Below are 16,305 nucleotides of genomic sequence, written 5' to 3' on the forward strand. Positions count from 1 at the left end.
GCCGCCATGGCGCCGACGCTTCACAAAGCCGCCTCGCCGGCTGCGGGAGACCACCCCTACCATGCAGCAGACCATGCTCTCGTCCGATGCTCCGCTCATCGCGCTCATCGCGGGCGAGGACTCGGGCGACCAGCTTGGTGCCGATCTCATCGATGCGCTGCGCGAGCGTTACCCGCTTGCGCGCTTCGTCGGCATCGGTGGCCCGCGCATGCTTGCGCGAGGCTTCGAGTCCTGGTACGACATACGCGAGTTGTCGGTGATGGGTTTCGCCGAAGTGGTGAAGCATCTTCCGCGCTTGCTCCGCCTGCGCCGGGAGCTGCTCGCCCGCCTCGTCGCCGCGAAGCCGTCGATCACCATCGGCATCGACGCCCCGGATTTCACCCTCGGCGTCGAGCGCAAGCTCAAGCAGGCCGGTTTCCTCACCGCGCATTACGTCAGCCCGTCGGTTTGGGCGTGGCGGGAGAAGCGCGCGGCAAAGATCGGCGAATCCGCCGAACGCGTGCTTTGCCTGTTCCCTATGGAGCCGGCCATCTATGCACGCCATGGCGTGGACGCACGCTTCGTGGGTCATCCGCTGGCCGACCGTTTCCCGATGGTGTCCGATCGGGAAGCGTCCCGCGACGCCCTCGGTCTTCCTCATGACGCGCCCGTCCTCGCCGTCCTGCCCGGCAGCCGCCCGAGCGAAATCGAGCGCGTGGGAGCCATCTTCATCGAGGCCGCCAGACGTGTCGCGGCCGCCATGCCTGCCGTGCGCATCGTGGTGCCGGCGGCCAACGAGCGGGTTCACGCGCGCCTGGAAACCCTGCTCCAAGGTTTTCCCGGCACGCCCCCTCTGCTCACGGACGGCCGCGCGCACGAGGCCATGCTCGCGTCGGACGCGGTGCTGCTCGCTTCGGGGACGGCCACGCTGGAGGCGATGCTGGCCAAGCGACCCATGGTCGTCGGCTACCGCGTATCGCCCACCAGCTATCGCATCGCCAAGGCCCTGCGTATGCTGAAAACCGACGTCTACAGCCTGCCGAACATCCTCGCCCGTGCCTGCGGGCTTGGCCGCGAACCGCTGGTCCCGGAATACATGCAGGACGACTGCACCCCCGGCAATCTGGCTCAGGCCACGCTCGACCTCCTGGCCGACAGCGAACGCCGCGGCGAGATCGTCGCCGCCTTCGAATACCTGCATCAGGAACTGCGCGGCGGCCTGGACGGCCGGGCCGCGGACCACGCTGCCGAGGCGATCGCGGAGTTGCTGGCCCGTGCCGGCTTGCCCGCAAGCGCGCCCGCGCACTAGGCTTTGCCGATGCCCCGCAAGCGCAACGTCACCTCGCAACTCGCCCGCGATCTCATCATCGCCGGGGTAGATGAGGCTGGACGCGGCCCGCTGGCCGGCCCGGTCGTGGTGGCCGCCGTCATTCTCGACCCCGCCCGGCCAATCCGCGGCCTCGACGACTCCAAGCAACTGAACGAGGCCGTTCGGGAAAAGCTGCACGATCGCATCCTGGAACGCGCCCTCGCCCATTGCGTGGTCTTCGTCGAACGTGACGAGATCGACCGCATCAACATCTTCCAGGCGACGATGGTTGGCATGACCCGCGCGCTCATGGGCCTGTCGATGGCTCCGCAGATCGCGCTGGTGGACGGCAACCGCCTGCCGCGGATCCTCCCCTGCGAGGGCCGCGCCGTCATCGGGGGCGACGCGACGGAACCGGCGATCAGTGCCGCCTCGATCCTGGCGAAGGTCAGCCGGGATCGGCACATGCAGGCCATCGAGGCCGTGCATCCCGGCTATGGGTTCGCGAAGCACAAAGGCTATGCCGTGCCCGAGCACCTGGAAGCCCTGCAACGACTGGGGCCCTGCGACATCCATCGACGCAGCTTCGCTCCGGTGAAGCGCTGGTTCGAACCGGACACAGTGGACCAACCCATGGCGGACCTTTTCGCCGCCGCGGTCTAGGGACGCTCTGAACAAGTTATCGCAAGCGCCATGACGTCAGGAAGGGCTGCCAAGGTGGCTGCGTCGCGCCGGGAAGGGTGGTCCCCTTTCCAAGCGACGCGGGCGCCTTGGCGGCCCTTCCTGACGTCACCCTATCCCTTTGTGTTTATGCGTGAGGGCCGAGCCTGTCTGTCCGCAGCTCTTCGGTGCGCCGGCTCAACAGACGGCCAGTCTGCCTTCGCCGACGCCCCTGTGATCTGCGAACAGACAGGCTCGGTGGCGCTTGCGAGAACTTGTTCAGAGCATCCCCGGCCGCGGCTGTCGGACAACCCCTAAAGTCCCTTCGGCCCCTGCCGATACGAAAGCTGACGCCCTCCCCTGAGGGTGTGCACCTTTCCCCTATCGACAGGTAACACCCATGAAGAAGATCGCCATCGCCGCTGTCCTGTTCGTCGCCGCCCCGTTGTCCGCCAACGCCGCTTGCGCAGCCAAGGACTTCGCCATCGACGGCTTTGCCGTGAAGTTGCAGCAGGGCTCGGGCCAGCCGCGCTTCAGCATGAAGGGCAACCTCGTCAACAAGTGCGGCGAGCCGGCTGCCGCGCAGATCCGCATCGACGCCAAGGACGCGTCCGGTAAGGTCGTCGCGAGCAAGCAGGGCTGGCCCGCCGGCACCTCGAACATCGAGCCGGGCAAGAGCGTCGACTTCGACCTCGGCCGCCTGTTCCGTTATTCGCCGGACATGCAGGATTACACCGTCGTCGTTTCCGACGTGAAGGCCTGGTAAGACGCTTTCGGCTCAAACCGGCGCCAGGGGCAGCGAGCATCGCTGCCCCTGGCGTCGGTACGTCAGATCTCGATCCAGGGCACCGTGTCGCCCGCGGCGAATGCCGAATCGCTCGCGCGGAGCCAGGCCAACGCATGCGCTGAGGCGAGATTGCTCAGCATGTGCGATTCCTGGTGCGGCAGCAGGTGCAATACCGCCGTGCTGTTCGTGACGTCCAGACGCATGCGCACCAGCCGGTCGCGCTGCGCATCCGCCGGTACGGCCGAAGCCAGCACGCCCGTGCGCCAGGCCGGTTGCGTTCCGGTTTCACCTTCCAGCAAGCCCAGTACCGCACGCGCATGCACCGCCAGGCACACCAGCACAGCGGCCGGATTGCCCGGCATACCCAGCAACGCCTTGCCTTCGCGCATGCCAAACCACAGCGGCTTGCCCGGCTTCTGCGCCACCTTCCAGAACACCTTGCGCACGCCGAGTCGATCGGCGACGAGTGGAACGAAATCGCGATCGCCGACCGATACGCCGCCGCTGGTGATCACCAGGTCCGCGCTGTCGAGCGCCGCACTCATGGCGTCTTCGAGCGCGGCTTCGTCATCGCGCACATAGGCCACGACGGGCTCGCCGTAACCGTGCTCGACGAACCACGCGCGCAGCAGCGGTCCGTTGGCGTCGTATACCTGTCCCGGTAACAGCGGCTCGCCCACCCGCACCACCTCGTCCCCGGTCACAAGCACCGCGATACGCGGCCGACGACGAACTTCCACCGAACCGACGCCGGCCATCGCCAGAGCGGCCACCAGGCCGGCGTTGATCCGCTGACCCGCTTCCGCGATCACCGTGCCGATCGTCAGCTCCTCGCCTTCGTGGCGTATGGCGTTGCCCAAACGGACAGGTTCACGCAGCACGATGCGATCGTCGTGGCGATCCACGACTTCCTGCATCGCCACGGCGTCGGCGCCGTCGGGGATCGCGCCGCCGGTAAGGATTCGCACCGCCTGGCCCGGCCCTACGGATACCGCAGCGGGCTGCCCGGCTGCCGAGGTACCGACGAGCAACCGTGCTGCCATTCCGTCGGCAGCGCGAACCGCATAGCCGTCGACGGCGCTCTGGGTGAACCGAGGCAGCGCGACGCGCGCCGTTGGCGATTCCGCCAGCACCGCACCCAAGGCCAGTTCGAGCGAAATGTGGTGCGTCGGCAGGGGATGCACCGAGGTCCGATAGTGTTCGAATGCCGCGTGGATCGGCAGGAGCGCCACCTCAGTGACCCTCGCCGTAGCCACCGGGATGCCGGCCACCCGAGCGCCCGGTCTCCAGCAGATGGACGAGGCCCGGCAGCGTGGCGGCCAGCGATTCGCTGGCGCCGCCACGGCTTCCCGGGAACGTGGCGACGAGCGTGTCGCGCACGTAGCCTGCGACGCCGCGGGAGAGCATCGCAAACGGCATGCGCTTCTGGCCAAAGGCGCGTGCCGCTTCCATGATGCCGGGGATCTCGACGTCGAGCATCGGGCGGATCGTATCGACGGTGATGTCGCGCGGACCGAGGCCCGTACCGCCCACCGTGATCACAAGCGCGATACCGCCATCCACCAGCGAGCCAACCAGATCGCCCAGCACAGCGGCATCGTCGGCAATCACCGCATACTCGACGGGGGCGAATCCCGCCTCGACCAGCGCATCGCGCACGTACGCACCCGCGGTATCGCGCTTCGCGCCACTGGCCACCGTATCCGACAGAACCACCACCGCCGCGCTGTGCGGCGTCGCGAGCGTACGGCGATAGTGCGACTTGCCGCCGGTCTTGCGTTCCAGGCGGCAGTCCTCGATGTGCAGCTCATCGGGTTCCGCATAGGGCTTCAGCATGTCGTACAGCGTGAGCGCGGCCAGACTGGCCGCGGTCAACGCCTCCATCTCCACGCCCGTCGGGCCGATCGTCTGCACCTCGGCGATCACGCGCACGGACGTATCGGCCAGTTCGTAATGCACGTCGGCGCGATGGATCGGCAACGGATGGCACAGCGGAATCAGCTCGTCCGTGCGCTTGGCGGCAAGAATGCCCGCGACACGTGCCGTCTTCAGCGGATCGCCTTTTTCCGTGTCGCCCGTGCGTAGCAGGTCGATGCAGGTGGCCGGCGCATGCAAGGTGGCGGTGGCGCGGGCAACGCGCAGGGAGTCCGGTTTCTGGCTGACGTCTTTCATCCGTGGCTCGTATGGGAGTGGTGGCGGTGCGGCGTTGGTGCGGCGTCGTCGAGGTCGTCACGGATGCAACAGCCTTCGACGAAGGCGCTGCTTCCATCCGCGTAGAACTCTTCTTTCCAGATCGGCGCGCCGTGCTTTACCGCATCCACCGCGTAGCGGCACGCATCGAACGCCTCGGCGCGATGCGGCGCACGCACGACGCACACGATAGCGACGTCGCCAATGGAAAGGTCGCCCAGCCGATGCACGATGCGCACGTACGGCACGCCATAGCGCTCGCGTGTGGCCTGTTCGACCTCGCGAATGACCTTGGCTGCCAGCGGCTCGTGCGCCGTGTACGTGAGATGGCGGACGGCGCGGCCTTCGTGGTGGTCGCGCACGGTGCCGACAAACAAGGCGAGGCCACCACATTCGGGATGGTCGCTGAGTTCCAGCAGGGGCTCGATGGTGACAGGCTGGTGTGAGAGAACGTCGTGCGCCATGCCTAGCCTCCCGCCACCGGCGGAAGCAATGCGATGCGCCGATCGGCAGGCAACGGATCGGCACGGCGGATGATGGTATCGCCTGACACACAGGCACAGCGTTCGAGCGAGCTGGCCAATGTCGGGCGTGCCTGCGCCAGCAGCGCCAGCGCATCGGCGACCGTGCGTGGCTCGTCGCCCGCGTCGATCCGGCATTCCTTTTCCCCGGCCAGGCGCTCGAGGTTCGCATAGAGTTCGAAAACGATCGGTGTCATGGTGGTTCCTTCGACGAGGGCGGGTCAGCCACCCATCGCGTGCATGGTCAGCGGTCGATCCACCGGGCCGGGACGCGAGGCATAGCCGGCATCCTTCAGCCATACGGCCCGTGCGACCTGCGCCGCGAGCGTGGCATCGTCGATGCCTTCGCGCAGGCGTGCGCCCAACGGCGTGCCGATCGGCGAGAACAGGCAGGTGAACAGCTCACCGGTGGCCGTGATTCGTAGACGATCGCAGGTGGCGCAGAACGGATTGGACACGGTGGAAATGATGCCAAGAGGATAGCGGCCGTCCACCCGGTACGGCGTGGCCGGATCACTGCCCCGCGGCAGCGCTTCCACATGATGGGAGCCCGCGATGGCCGCCAGCATTTCGGCTTCGGAAAACACGGCATCGCGTTTCCACTGTCCCGGCGCATCCAGCGGCATGTATTCGATGAAACGCAGCGACAGACCGCGCGCCATCGCCCACTCCAGCAGAGGCACCACGTCCTCGTGGTTGTCACCACGAACGACGACGGCATTGAGCTTGATCGTCGCGCCGGCATCGGCAAGCGCAGCGATGCCATCGAGCACCGGGGCGATCTCCCGGCGGGTCAGCCGGCGAAATGTGTCCGGATCGATCGCATCCAGGCTCACGTTGAAATCGTCGATGCCCGCCTGGACGAGCTCACGAGCCTTCGGCGCGATGCGCGAGGCATTCGTGGTCATCGACAGACGCGACAGCCCGCGCTCGCGAAGCGCGTCGATGGCTCGCACGCATTCAGTGAGATCCCGACGCAGCAGCGGTTCGCCGCCGGTCAGCCGGATCTGGTCGATGCCGTGGTCGACGAACAGGCCCGCAAGGCGCACGATCTCGTGCCGCTCCAGCAGGCTCGCGCGCGGCAACCAGTCCGGATGCTCCGGCATGCAATAGGTGCAGCGAAAATTGCAGCGGTCGGTAAGCGAAATCCGCAGCTTGCGCTTGGTACGTCCGTGGCGGTCGATGAGGGGTGACATGGTCGCCTTAGCAAAGCACGGGGAGCGTGAGGCGGGAGTTTCCGCTGCGTCACGCTGCTACTCCGGCCATCCTGCCAGACTTCGCCCACGAACGCCTTGCATCCTTCCACCATTCAACGACCGCCCTCGCATTCATGCCAGACTTCCCCCATGAACGCCACGGACCCTTCCCCCGCTCCCGCCTGGCCAGTTTGGCCTGATTACGCTCTCGTCGAAGACCTGCTGCCGTCGTTACGGCAGTTCGCTCACGACGGACGCGTGGCACTGGCGACCCTGGTCACCACGGAAGGGCCGTCGCCTCGGCCGTTGGGTAGCGAAATGGTCATCGCGGCCGACGGCCGCGTCGCCGGCTACGTCTCGGGGGGATGCGTCGAAGCCGCCGTCGCCAGCGAAGCGGCGATGGTGCTCGCGGAAGGCCGCCCCCGGTTGCTCGACTACGGCGTGGGGAGCGATGTCGTGGACATCCAGCTCAGTTGCGGCGGGCGCATCGGTATCTTCGTTCGCGAGTTGGTCGAACCTTCCGCCTACGTCGCAGCCCTGCTCCTGGCACGGCGAGAACGACGCACGGTCACCGTCTTCGCCAGTGCCGCCAGTGGCGCCTGGCAGATCCGGGACGGTGTCTGCGAGGGCGACGCAGACACGTACGCGATCGTGCAGCGCCCTCCCCTGCGCATCGTGGCGGTGGGTGGCGATCCGGTCACGCTCGCGGTGGCGCGCCTTGCCCCGTTCCTGGGCATGGAGGTGACGCTGCTCCGTCCGCACGGCCCGCAGACGCCACCGCCAGAGCTCGACCTCGTGTCCTACGATGCGCGGTCGCTCCCGGTAGCGCTTGCCGAGCTGGTCCTCGACGACCGTACGGCCGTCTATTCGTTGAGCCACGACGCGGAAGTGGACCATGCCGTCGCCGCTCGGGCACTGCGCTCCCCCGCGTTCGCGGTGGGCGTGCTGGGCAGTCGCAACAAGATCGACACGCGTGTGCAGCGGCTCAGGGAGGGCGGCATCGGCGACGACGAACTCGCCCGGCTGCATCTTCCGGCCGGTTTGCCGATCGGAGCGCAGACGCCGCACGGCATTGCCGTCTCCATTCTGGCGCAGGTCTCCCAGCGCGATCGCGCACGGATGCCGTGAAAGCCCCGCACGACGCCGTGATCCTCGCCGCTGGCGGCAGCCGTCGCCTCGGGCGACCGAAACAATTGCTGACCCGTGACGGCGAAACCCTGGTGGCCCGGACGGCACGCCACGTACTGGCGACCTCGCCCATGCGAACGCTCGTGGTCGTGGGCGCTCATGCCGACGCGGTGATGGCGGCGCTGGATACCTGTGCCGTCGAATTCGTCTTCAATCCCGATTGGGAGACGGGAATGGCCTCTTCGCTGCGCATCGCGGCGGCGATGCTGGCGGACAGGCAGCGGCCCGTGCTCGTCACCGTGGTCGACCAACTCGCGCTGGCGTCGCATCACCTTGCCGCGCTGCTCGACGCACACGATGGCGTTCGCGACACGGTGACTGCCTATGGCGGCGCCCAGGGCGTACCTGCCGTACTCACCGCCACCACCTTCCAACGCGCCACGGCACTGCAGGGCGATGAAGGATTCCGTCGCCTCTGGCACGACACGTCTCCGCACCCTGTCCGGGCGGACGAACTGGCCGACGACCTCGACGATCGTGACGACATGCGTCGCGCCATCGAAGCAGGTGATCTGGACCACCCGGCCTAACCCGCGCAAGAAAAAGACGCATTACCGGGTCATACTCAGGACACCCCGCCACGGGAACCACGCGATGCCTGCGACCCGCCTCGTCTATCGCCACCGCTGGCCGGTGCGCGTCATGCATTGGATCAACGTGATCTGCCTGTGCGTACTGCTTGGCAGCGGTCTGCAGATCTTCAACGCCCATCCGGCGCTGTACTGGGGCGAACGGTCCGATCCAGGCAAGGCCGTGCTGGCGCTGGAGGGTGGCGTGGATGCGCAAGGTTCGCCTCAGGGCATGACGCGAATCGGCCGCCATACCTTCGATACCACCGGCGTACTAAGCGCGAGCAAGGTCGACGGGCAATGGACCTCACGAGGTTTTCCCGCATGGGCCACCATTCCGGGCCCCGGCTGGCTCGCCATGGGGCGACGTTGGCATTTCTTCTTCGCCTGGCTTTTCGTCGCCAATGGCATCGCCTACGTCGGCTGGTCGATCGCGACCCGGCATCTCGCGCGTGACCTCGTGCCCACCCGCCGCGACTGGCGAGGTATCGGCCGGTCCATCGTCGACCATCTGCGCCTGCGCCATCCGCAAGGCGACGAGGCGCTTCGCTATAACGTGCTCCAGCGGCTGGCGTACCTCGTGGTCATCTTTGTCTTCGGCGGGGGAATCGTATTCATGGGCCTGGCGATGTCGCCGCGCATGGATGCCGTGTTGCACGGACTGGTCGACCTCGTCGGTGGCCGGCAATCGGCACGGACGATCCACTTCGTAATCGCCATGGGCTTCGTGGCCTTCGTCCTGATCCACGTGGCCGAAGTATTCCTGAGCGGCCCGATCAACCAGCTTCGCGGCATGCTCACCGGCTGGTATCGCGTACGCAAGGCGCCTGATGAACCCGAGGCATCCCCGCATGACTGATCGCCGCACGTTTCTTCGCCGCACTCTTCTGGCCCTCGGCGGCGCCACGCTGGCCGGTTGCGATCGCATTTCCGAAAGCGAAACCGGCACGAAGGTACTGGCATCGGCGGAAGCCGTCACCCGCCGCGTGCAACGATTTCTCTCGCCGTCGACCGCTCTGGCGAAGGAGTTCACCGAAGCCGACATCTCGCCCGTGTTCAAGCCCAACGGCAGCACCATGCCCGATACGCCGGCCTACCAGGCCTTGCTGCGCGATGGTTTCAGCGGTTATCGCCTGGAAGTCGACGGCATGGTGGAGCGACCGACCCGCTTGTCGCTGGACGAGTTGAAGTCGCTCGGCACCCGCACGCAGATCACGCGTCACGATTGCGTCGAAGGATGGAGTGCCATCGGCAAGTGGACGGGGACGCCGCTGGCTGCCCTGCTCGATCATGTCGGTCCGAAGGAAGGCGCCCGCTACGTCGTGTTCCATTGCTTCGACAACATCGAGGAAGACACGCCTTATTACGAGAGTATCGACCTGGTCGAAGCGCGCCACCCGCAGACCCTGCTCGCGTATGCGCTGAACGGCGCACCGTTGCCCGTGGCGAACGGAGCTCCGCTGCGCCTCCGTGTCGAGCGCCAGCTCGGTTACAAACACGCCAAGTACCTGCGTCGCATCGAGCTGGTCGCGAGCTTTGCGGAGGTGGGCGAAGGCAACGGCGGTTACTGGGAAGACAACGGTTACGAGTGGTACGCAGGCATCTGAACGAGGCTTTTTCCGCACTGCGTCACCGCGGACCCTGAAAAAAAGGGCTGTAAAGGCAAAAAAACTCGTCGGACCCTATTTTCAGCGGACGAAAGCAACGCTAGAGTGAGTCGCCCGCAGGGCACCGGCCAGAACGGCCGCCTCATTCGAACAAAGTGACAAGGATAACCATGGCCAAGACCACCAAAACGGCGGCGAAGAAGGCCGCTGCCAAGGCTCCCGCCAAGGCTGCGAAGGCGCCGGCCGCCCTCAAGCCCATCAAGGATCCGCTTTCGAAGTCCTCGCTCGTCTCGCACATCGTCGAGCAGAGCGGTGTCGACAGCAAGAGCGTGAAGGCCGTGCTGGCTTCGCTCGAAGGCGCGATCTCCGCGTCGGTTCACAAGAAGGGCGCCGGCACGTTCACGCTGCCCGGCCTGCTCAAGATCACCTCGGTTGCCGTTGCGGCCAAGCCGAAGCGCAAGGGTAAGGACCCGTTCACCGGCGAAGAGCGCTGGTTCGCGGCCAAGCCGGCGTCGGTCAAGGTCAAGGTCCGTCCGCTGAAGAAGCTCAAGGACGCGGCCGCCTGATCCCTCGCGGTGGCGCGTCCACCGCGATCGACGAGGTAACCCGAAACCTCCGCCTCATGGCGGAGGTTTTTTTTTTGGACGTCTGAAAAGCGCCTTGCTGTGGGGCCTCCATGGCGGTGACAAACCAACGAAGCAAAAGGTGGGAGCCACCCTGGTGGCGACAAGCCAACGAAGCGGAGTAGCAGCGAGGCAAGTACCCCATCGCCAGCAGGCTGGCTCCCACCAGCAAGCTCTTCTCGCCGCCATGGCGGCTCCCACACCCTGCCCCCCGTGCCGCAAGTCATACTTGACTACACCTGTCGTCAAGCGCACCCTGCCTACATATGTAGTCAGGAGCAGCCGCATGACCAAGAAGACGATCGGCGATCAGGAGCTCGCGCTTCTGCAGTACATCACGGATACGCCGAAGCGTTCGGTAGCGGAGGTCTGGGCGGGTTTCGGGGAAGCGCGCGGGCTCGCGCGGTCTACGGTGCTTACGATGATGGAGCGCCTGCGCGCCAAGGGCTACCTCACCCGCCGCAAGATCGACGGCAGCTTCCGTTACAGCGCTACCAACGGTACGGGCGAGGTCATGACGGGCGCCGTCGCGCGCTTTGTCGAGAAGACCTTGCAGGGTTCCGTGTCCCCGTTCGTGGCGTGGATGTCGGAACGGGGGCAGGTCAGCGACACGGAACTGGCGGAACTGGAAGCTCTGGTAGGCACGTTGCAGTCCCGGCGCAAGGGACGCTGACATGGACGCGCTGATCGATACCGTACTCTCCCGGCTTGCGTATGCCTCGTTGCAGGCCGTGCTCCTTGGCGCATTGGTCGGCGTGGCCTGCCGTTTCATTCCTTCGTTGTCTGCGGCAGCCCGAAGCGCGCTGTGGTGGTTGCTCGGGGCGCAGCTGCTGATCGGGCTGCTTGCTCCATCGCCTGTGACGTTGCCGCTGTTACCGCCCGCCGTAACGACGACGGTCGTCGTCACTGCACCGGTCATCGTCACAGCAGCACCGGATGCCTCGGATGTCGCCACCTCGACGTTTTCGTGGGCCGCGCTTCTGCTCGCGGCCTGGGCAGCTGCCGTGCTGGCGCAGTGGATAGTCGCCGCGCGTCGTGGCTACCGACTCGTCGGCATCGTGAAACGTGCCTTGCCGCACGACGACGTCCGCGTGGAGACGCTCTGTGCACGCCGGGCGCGTGAACTCGGTTTGCGCCGATCGCCGCGCCTGAAGGTGAGCGACGAGGTCGATTCGCCGCAGGTCGCCGGTCTGTGGCGACCGACGATTCTTCTGCCGCTCGACGACCGCCTCAACGACGATGAGCTCGACATGGCGCTCATGCACGAGCTGGCGCACGTGCGCCGCGGCGACCTGCTGCTGGGTTGGGTGCCGGTGCTCGCCCGCTCGCTGTTCTTCTTCCATCCGATCGTGCATCTGGCCACGCGCGAATACGCACTTTGCCGCGAGGCCGCCTGCGATGCGCTGGTCGTGGCGCGTGGACGCCAGGCACCGCAAACGTATGGACGCCTGCTGCTTCGCCTGGGTATCGCGCCGCACCCGCACCACGCGCTTCCCGGCGCGTCCCCCACGTTCCGCACCCTGAAGAGGAGACTCGACATGCTAGGCAACGCGACCGATGCGCCGCACCGCGCGCTCACTGTGGCGATTTTTGCTGTCCTTACCGTGGTCGGTGTCACGCCGTGGCGCGTGGTCGCCGCCGAGCAGGGCACCAAGCGCACAGGGGTGTTCGCTTCCCCCAGCCCCGCACCGGCGCCTTCACCCGCCGCGCCGGCGGAACCAGCGGCACCAGCGGCACCAGCGGCGCCCGCGCCTCACCCGAACTTGTCGCCGACGCCAGCTGCACCGGCAGCGCCTCTCGCCGCGCGTCCCGCGGGTCCGCCCCCCGCACCACCCGCACCACCGATGACCAGCAGCTTTTTCACGGGCGACTGGAACAGTGATGGCAACCAGGCGTTCGTCTTTTTCAGCAACGACATCCAAGTGATGAACGGCAGCAACGCGGACGTGCGCCGCGCGGCGGCACAAAAGAAGGGTTCCGGCGATTTCGCCTGGTATCAGGACGGTAAGCAGGCCTGGATCGTGAGAGACCCTGCCTATGTGAAGCGCATCCACGACGTCTACGCGCGAAGCAGCAAGGCGGCCGACGTCACGGCGGCGAGCGCGGAGAAACAGGCGTCGATCGCTCAACGGCAGGCCATGCTGAACGAGCAGATGGCGAAGCTCGCGGAGCGGCAGGCCGAGCTTGCCGTCAAGCAGAGCGACCCGAGCGGTCCGCACGATCCATCGGCGTATGCCGCGGGTCACGCCGCGATCGGCAAGGAACAGGCGGAAATCGGACGGCAGCTCGCGGAACTCGACAGTCAAAACGCTGCGGAAGGTAAATTGATGGCGGACCGTAATCGACGCCAGGCGGAAGAATCGCGGAAGGCGGCGCAGGAAGTAAGTGCGATCATGGCCCAGGCGATCCGCGACCACGCCGCGGAACCCGCGCGCTGACGGAAGCGCCATGCTCCGGTATCGTGGAAGGCTTCGCGCGCTCGCGCGGCATCCCTTTCACGCTACTGGAGGCGTCATGCAACTCGAATCCGGCACGGTCATCGAGGCTCGTGCCCTGCTCTTCGACATGGACGGCACCTTGATCGATTCGCGCGTCGTCGTCGAGAAAATCTGGAAACGCTGGTGCGACGAGAACGGCATCGACTGGCACGAGGTGCTTCCGCGCCTGCACGGCGTTCGCATGCTCGACTCGGTGAAGATGTTCGCGAAGCCGGGCATGGACGTGCAGGCGGTGTACGACCGCCTCTATCGCGAAGAAGTCGAAGACGTGGACGGTATCGTCCCGATTCCCGGTGCCCCCGAACTGCTCGCGGCCCTGCCGCCCGACGCATGGACCATCGTGACGTCGGCGGATACGGTGCTGGCGAAGGCGCGTCTCGGTGCCGCGGGCATCGTGCCGCCGCCGCGCATGGTCACCGGCGAGATCGTGGTCAACGGAAAGCCCGACCCGGAGGGTTATCTTCTCGGCGCGCAGCGCATGGGCGCGGTGCCCGCGGAGTGTCTCGTGTTCGAGGACGCCAAGGCCGGGATCGACGCCGGACTGGCGGCTGGCGCACGGGTCATCGCCATTGCGGGCGATCACCCGGAAGAAATCGCTCCTGGCGTGGATTGGATCGCCGATCTCAACGCACTGATGTTCGACGGCATGTACGACGGCAAAGTGCGCCTCCGCGTTCGCTGACGAGCGCCTCCGGTCCTATCAGTAGACGTCGCGGCGGTAGCGCCCCGTCACCGCAAGGTGGTTCACCGTGGCGTCGCCGAGCACCGCGCGCAACGCCGCGTCCACCCCCGGCGCCATGCCGTCGAGACTTCCGCAGACATGGATGCTCGCGCCGTCGCGCACGAACTGCCTGAGCGCGTCGTCTGCCAAGCGCAGACGATGCTGCACGTAGCGCACGGCGACGGCGTCACGTGACCAGACGAGGTCGAGACGCTCGATGTGTCCGGCCTCGGACCAGGCTTCGAGTTCATCCACGTGCAGGCGGTCGATCGCCGCCTGGCGCTCGCCGAAGATCACCCAGTTGCGTCGGTGCGCCCGGGCGATACGCGTCTTCACCAAGGCGCGAAGGCCGGCAATGCCGGTACCGTTGCCGATGAGCAGCAACGGTCGGTCGTCCGACGGCGCATGAAACCCGGGATTGCGGCGAACACGCAAGTCGATCGTGCCACCCAACGCCGCGCGCTCAGTAAGCCACCCGGAACCGAGGCCGAGCGCGCCGTCCTTGCCGCGCATCTGCCTCACCACCAGATGCAGTGCACCGTCTTCGGGAATGGAGGCAATGGAGTATTCGCGATGCGGCAGGATCGTGCCTTCGGCGCGCGGCCCCACCTCCGCAATGTCGCCCGCGGCCCAGACCATGTGCGCCGGATCGTCCGGTATCAGCGCGAGATGAAAGCACGGGCCGCCAAGGCTGCCGGGATTCAGGAGCCGGCGTTCGACGAGGCGCCACGTTTGATAGGCCGGGCGTACCCAGTCGGCCATGCCAGGCGTGCCGGCGAGATGTGCCACGTGATGCTGCCAGTGGCGCAGGCTCCCTTCGTCGCCGTTGTCCACATCGACCCGATCGAAGAGCGGCGATGCGCCGCTGGCACGCAACCAGTCGTCCAACTCGCGACCGAAGGCGCAGAAGTCGTCGTAGTCGCGGTCGCCCAAGGCCAGCACGCCGTAAGCCAGTCCGCGAAGCCGTGCCGGTGTGCGCATGGCCTCGCCGTGGAACAGCGTGGCGACATCGGGCGCGTCGCCTTCTCCCGTGGTGCTGGCGATGAACAGCGCCTGCGATGCTTGGGTCAGGTGCGACAAAGTGAGTTCATCGAGCGAGCGGAGATCGACAGGCAAGCCACCGTTCTTCAACGCGGCGGCCGTGCGTTCGGCAAGCTCCGTGGAAAAGCCGGTCTGCGACGCGTGCACCACGAGGATGCCACCGACCTCCTGCGTCGCGGCGTCCGTCGATCGCCGTACGCGAGCGATAACGAAGGCCATCCATGCGAGGGCGAGGCCGCCCGCCCACGCCATGCGCGGCGGTGAGGTCACCTGGACGGCGGCGCTGTCCTGCAGGTGCCAGCAAAGCAGGGCCAGTACGACGAGCAGCGCACCGATGGCGGCCTGTCCGATACGCGCGTTCATGCCATCGGCCCCCGCAAATTCATGGCTTAGCCAACGCGGCGAAAGCCGGCGACATGCGTTCCTCCAGGCGACCGTCGTCGCCATGCAGGATGAACAGCACGGCGATGCCGTGGCGCTTCGCATAGGCCAGACCCTGTTCGGGGCCGAGCACCGTCATGGCCGTACCCAGGGGATCGGCGTGCAGGCCGTCGTCAGCCACGATGCTGACCGACGCGACCCGATGCGCCACCGGAGTTCCTGTGCGCGGATCGATGTGATGCGAGAAAAAGCGCCCGCCGTCCTCGAAAAAATGACGGTAATCGCCCGAGGTGGCAATGGTCTTCTCGTCCAGCACGACGACGCGTTCCAGTTCGTCCTGCCGCTGCACGGCGCCCGCTGCCGCACCCGGCCGTTCGACGCCCACCCGCCACGGCGAGCCATCCGTTTTGCGCCCGTGCGCACGCAGTTCGCCGCCCACCTCGACGAGGTAGGCCGATGCGCCTGCACGATCGAGAAAGGCGGCAACCTGATCCACACCGAATCCCTTGGCGACCGAGGAAAGATCCACGTACACGCCACCGGGTTGGAACGCGCTCTGGGTTGCCTCGTCGAGGCGAATGCGCTGCCAGCCCACGCGCGCTCGCGCGGCGGCCAATGCTGCAGCGCAGGGGGTCTCGCGTCGTCGCTCGCCCGGTCCGAAACCCCACAGATTCACCAGCGGCCCAATGGTAGGGTCATACGCTCCACCGGTATCGCGTGCCAATGCCAATGCATGACGCAGCACGGCGAAGAACTCGGGCGGCAGGGTATGCCAGGTACCCGGAGGCGCGCGATTGAAACGACTCAGATCCGACGCGTCGTCGTAGGTGCTCATCTGCGCTACGACCGTGTCCAACTCGGCCTGGATACCTTGCTGGATCACATCGCCGTTCGCGCCCTTGGGCAGCACGACGTTTGCGGACCACGTCGTGCCCATGGTCTCGCCGCCGAAGCGGCGCACCTCGCTGGCGCTGGCAGCGAACGCGCCCCATGCCAGCCCCATGGCGAATGCGCGGTGGCCGATGCGATGCATGG

General features: G+C 66.7%; 18 protein-coding genes. 11 read left to right on the top strand and 7 right to left on the bottom strand.

Annotation, left to right across the window (positions count from 1 at the left end; genetic code table 11):
• Positions 1 to 61 precede the first annotated feature (61 nt).
• From lpxB to IM816_RS13755, 3 genes are all read left to right on the top strand, one after another.
• Positions 62 to 1,288, top strand: coding sequence for a lipid-A-disaccharide synthase (gene lpxB / locus IM816_RS13745; protein ID WP_250338505.1), 1,227 nt, complete (start codon positions 62 to 64; stop codon positions 1,286 to 1,288).
• A gap of 9 nt (positions 1,289 to 1,297) precedes the next feature.
• Positions 1,298 to 1,951 (top strand): ribonuclease HII, encoded by a 654-nt coding sequence (gene rnhB, locus IM816_RS13750; protein ID WP_250338506.1) that lies wholly within the window; start codon positions 1,298 to 1,300, stop codon positions 1,949 to 1,951.
• A gap of 397 nt (positions 1,952 to 2,348) precedes the next feature.
• Positions 2,349 to 2,714 (top strand): hypothetical protein, encoded by a 366-nt coding sequence (locus IM816_RS13755; protein WP_072321780.1) that lies wholly within the window; start codon positions 2,349 to 2,351, stop codon positions 2,712 to 2,714.
• A 62-nt stretch (positions 2,715 to 2,776) separates the two neighbouring features.
• Here IM816_RS13755 and IM816_RS13760 read toward each other — a convergent pair whose 3' ends face one another.
• From IM816_RS13760 to moaA, 5 genes are read right to left on the bottom strand one after another with little or no spacing between them, the layout of a single operon-like run.
• Entirely contained in the window at positions 2,777 to 3,967 is a 1,191-nt protein-coding gene (locus IM816_RS13760) for a molybdopterin molybdotransferase MoeA (RefSeq protein WP_250338507.1), read from the bottom strand.
• 1 nt (position 3,968) lies between these two features.
• Positions 3,969 to 4,907, bottom strand: coding sequence for a bifunctional molybdenum cofactor biosynthesis protein MoaC/MoaB (gene moaCB, locus IM816_RS13765; RefSeq protein ID WP_250338508.1), 939 nt, complete (start codon positions 4,905 to 4,907; stop codon positions 3,969 to 3,971).
• Positions 4,904 to 5,389: a molybdenum cofactor biosynthesis protein MoaE gene (locus tag IM816_RS13770; RefSeq protein WP_072321782.1), complete on the bottom strand. Its 486-nt coding sequence runs from the start codon at positions 5,387 to 5,389 to the stop codon at positions 4,904 to 4,906. Before IM816_RS13770 ends, moaCB begins: the two co-directional genes overlap by 4 nt.
• Positions 5,390 to 5,391: 2 nt before the next feature.
• The gene (locus tag IM816_RS13775; RefSeq protein ID WP_072321783.1) at positions 5,392 to 5,643 is read right to left on the bottom strand and encodes a MoaD/ThiS family protein; all 252 of its coding nucleotides are present in this window, start codon (positions 5,641 to 5,643) and stop codon (positions 5,392 to 5,394) included.
• 24 nt (positions 5,644 to 5,667) lie between these two features.
• Positions 5,668 to 6,642, bottom strand: coding sequence for a GTP 3',8-cyclase MoaA (moaA, locus tag IM816_RS13780; RefSeq protein WP_250338509.1), 975 nt, complete (start codon positions 6,640 to 6,642; stop codon positions 5,668 to 5,670).
• A 150-nt stretch (positions 6,643 to 6,792) separates the two neighbouring features.
• Between moaA and IM816_RS13785 the strand changes: the two genes are divergently transcribed.
• The 8 genes from IM816_RS13785 to IM816_RS13820 all read left to right on the top strand — a co-directional run bounded on the left by IM816_RS13785 (position 6,793) and on the right by IM816_RS13820 (position 13,809).
• Positions 6,793 to 7,770 carry an XdhC family protein gene (locus IM816_RS13785; protein ID WP_250338510.1) on the top strand — a complete coding sequence of 326 codons (978 nt, stop codon included), beginning with the start codon at positions 6,793 to 6,795 and terminating at the stop codon, positions 7,768 to 7,770.
• The gene (locus IM816_RS13790) at positions 7,767 to 8,360 is read left to right on the top strand and encodes a nucleotidyltransferase family protein (protein ID WP_250338511.1); all 594 of its coding nucleotides are present in this window, start codon (positions 7,767 to 7,769) and stop codon (positions 8,358 to 8,360) included. Before IM816_RS13785 ends, IM816_RS13790 begins: the two co-directional genes overlap by 4 nt.
• 64 nt (positions 8,361 to 8,424) lie before the next feature.
• Positions 8,425 to 9,258, top strand: coding sequence for a cytochrome b/b6 domain-containing protein (locus IM816_RS13795; protein WP_250338512.1), 834 nt, complete (start codon positions 8,425 to 8,427; stop codon positions 9,256 to 9,258).
• Positions 9,251 to 10,006 (top strand): molybdopterin-binding protein, encoded by a 756-nt coding sequence (locus IM816_RS13800; RefSeq protein ID WP_250338513.1) that lies wholly within the window; start codon positions 9,251 to 9,253, stop codon positions 10,004 to 10,006. Before IM816_RS13795 ends, IM816_RS13800 begins: the two co-directional genes overlap by 8 nt.
• A 170-nt stretch (positions 10,007 to 10,176) precedes the next feature.
• Complete coding sequence (locus tag IM816_RS13805; RefSeq protein ID WP_072321789.1) at positions 10,177 to 10,572, top strand: HU family DNA-binding protein; 396 nt, start codon at positions 10,177 to 10,179, stop codon at positions 10,570 to 10,572.
• A 343-nt stretch (positions 10,573 to 10,915) separates the two neighbouring features.
• On the top strand, positions 10,916 to 11,302 hold the full coding sequence (locus IM816_RS13810; RefSeq protein ID WP_250338514.1) for a BlaI/MecI/CopY family transcriptional regulator: 387 nt from the start codon (positions 10,916 to 10,918) through the stop codon (positions 11,300 to 11,302).
• A gap of 1 nt (position 11,303) precedes the next feature.
• Complete coding sequence (locus IM816_RS13815) at positions 11,304 to 13,067, top strand: M56 family metallopeptidase (RefSeq protein ID WP_250338515.1); 1,764 nt, start codon at positions 11,304 to 11,306, stop codon at positions 13,065 to 13,067.
• A gap of 76 nt (positions 13,068 to 13,143) precedes the next feature.
• Complete coding sequence (locus IM816_RS13820) at positions 13,144 to 13,809, top strand: HAD-IA family hydrolase (RefSeq protein ID WP_250338516.1); 666 nt, start codon at positions 13,144 to 13,146, stop codon at positions 13,807 to 13,809.
• An 18-nt stretch (positions 13,810 to 13,827) separates the two neighbouring features.
• On the opposite strand, the gene IM816_RS13825 is transcribed toward IM816_RS13820, so the two are convergent.
• Positions 13,828 to 15,252 carry a sulfite reductase subunit alpha gene (locus IM816_RS13825; RefSeq protein WP_250338517.1) on the bottom strand — a complete coding sequence of 475 codons (1,425 nt, stop codon included), beginning with the start codon at positions 15,250 to 15,252 and terminating at the stop codon, positions 13,828 to 13,830.
• A gap of 19 nt (positions 15,253 to 15,271) precedes the next feature.
• On the bottom strand, positions 15,272 to 16,303 hold the full coding sequence (locus IM816_RS13830) for an FAD:protein FMN transferase (RefSeq protein WP_425602583.1): 1,032 nt from the start codon (positions 16,301 to 16,303) through the stop codon (positions 15,272 to 15,274).
• Positions 16,304 to 16,305 lie beyond the last annotated feature (2 nt).

The organism is Luteibacter flocculans (genome assembly GCF_023612255.1).
Classification (GTDB): domain Bacteria; phylum Pseudomonadota; class Gammaproteobacteria; order Xanthomonadales; family Rhodanobacteraceae; genus Luteibacter; species Luteibacter flocculans.

What these genes read in the sequence shown, in the direction of transcription:
- IM816_RS13830 (WP_425602583.1), bottom strand. Translation starts at nt 16,303, where the DNA reads ATGCATCGCATCGGCCACCGCGCATTCGCCATGGGGCTGGCATGGGGC.
- IM816_RS13775 (WP_072321783.1), bottom strand. Translation starts at nt 5,643, where the DNA reads ATGACACCGATCGTTTTCGAACTCTATGCGAACCTCGAGCGCCTGGCC.
- IM816_RS13770 (WP_072321782.1), bottom strand. Translation starts at nt 5,389, where the DNA reads ATGGCGCACGACGTTCTCTCACACCAGCCTGTCACCATCGAGCCCCTG.
- IM816_RS13755 (WP_072321780.1), top strand. Translation starts at nt 2,349, where the DNA reads ATGAAGAAGATCGCCATCGCCGCTGTCCTGTTCGTCGCCGCCCCGTTG.
- moaA (WP_250338509.1), bottom strand. Translation starts at nt 6,642, where the DNA reads ATGTCACCCCTCATCGACCGCCACGGACGTACCAAGCGCAAGCTGCGG.
- IM816_RS13815 (WP_250338515.1), top strand. Translation starts at nt 11,304, where the DNA reads ATGGACGCGCTGATCGATACCGTACTCTCCCGGCTTGCGTATGCCTCG.
- moaCB (WP_250338508.1), bottom strand. Translation starts at nt 4,907, where the DNA reads ATGAAAGACGTCAGCCAGAAACCGGACTCCCTGCGCGTTGCCCGCGCC.
- IM816_RS13810 (WP_250338514.1), top strand. Translation starts at nt 10,916, where the DNA reads ATGACCAAGAAGACGATCGGCGATCAGGAGCTCGCGCTTCTGCAGTAC.
- IM816_RS13785 (WP_250338510.1), top strand. Translation starts at nt 6,793, where the DNA reads ATGAACGCCACGGACCCTTCCCCCGCTCCCGCCTGGCCAGTTTGGCCT.
- IM816_RS13795 (WP_250338512.1), top strand. Translation starts at nt 8,425, where the DNA reads ATGCCTGCGACCCGCCTCGTCTATCGCCACCGCTGGCCGGTGCGCGTC.
- rnhB (WP_250338506.1), top strand. Translation starts at nt 1,298, where the DNA reads ATGCCCCGCAAGCGCAACGTCACCTCGCAACTCGCCCGCGATCTCATC.
- lpxB (WP_250338505.1), top strand. Translation starts at nt 62, where the DNA reads ATGCAGCAGACCATGCTCTCGTCCGATGCTCCGCTCATCGCGCTCATC.
- IM816_RS13825 (WP_250338517.1), bottom strand. Translation starts at nt 15,252, where the DNA reads ATGAACGCGCGTATCGGACAGGCCGCCATCGGTGCGCTGCTCGTCGTA.
- IM816_RS13805 (WP_072321789.1), top strand. Translation starts at nt 10,177, where the DNA reads ATGGCCAAGACCACCAAAACGGCGGCGAAGAAGGCCGCTGCCAAGGCT.
- IM816_RS13800 (WP_250338513.1), top strand. Translation starts at nt 9,251, where the DNA reads ATGACTGATCGCCGCACGTTTCTTCGCCGCACTCTTCTGGCCCTCGGC.
- IM816_RS13820 (WP_250338516.1), top strand. Translation starts at nt 13,144, where the DNA reads ATGCAACTCGAATCCGGCACGGTCATCGAGGCTCGTGCCCTGCTCTTC.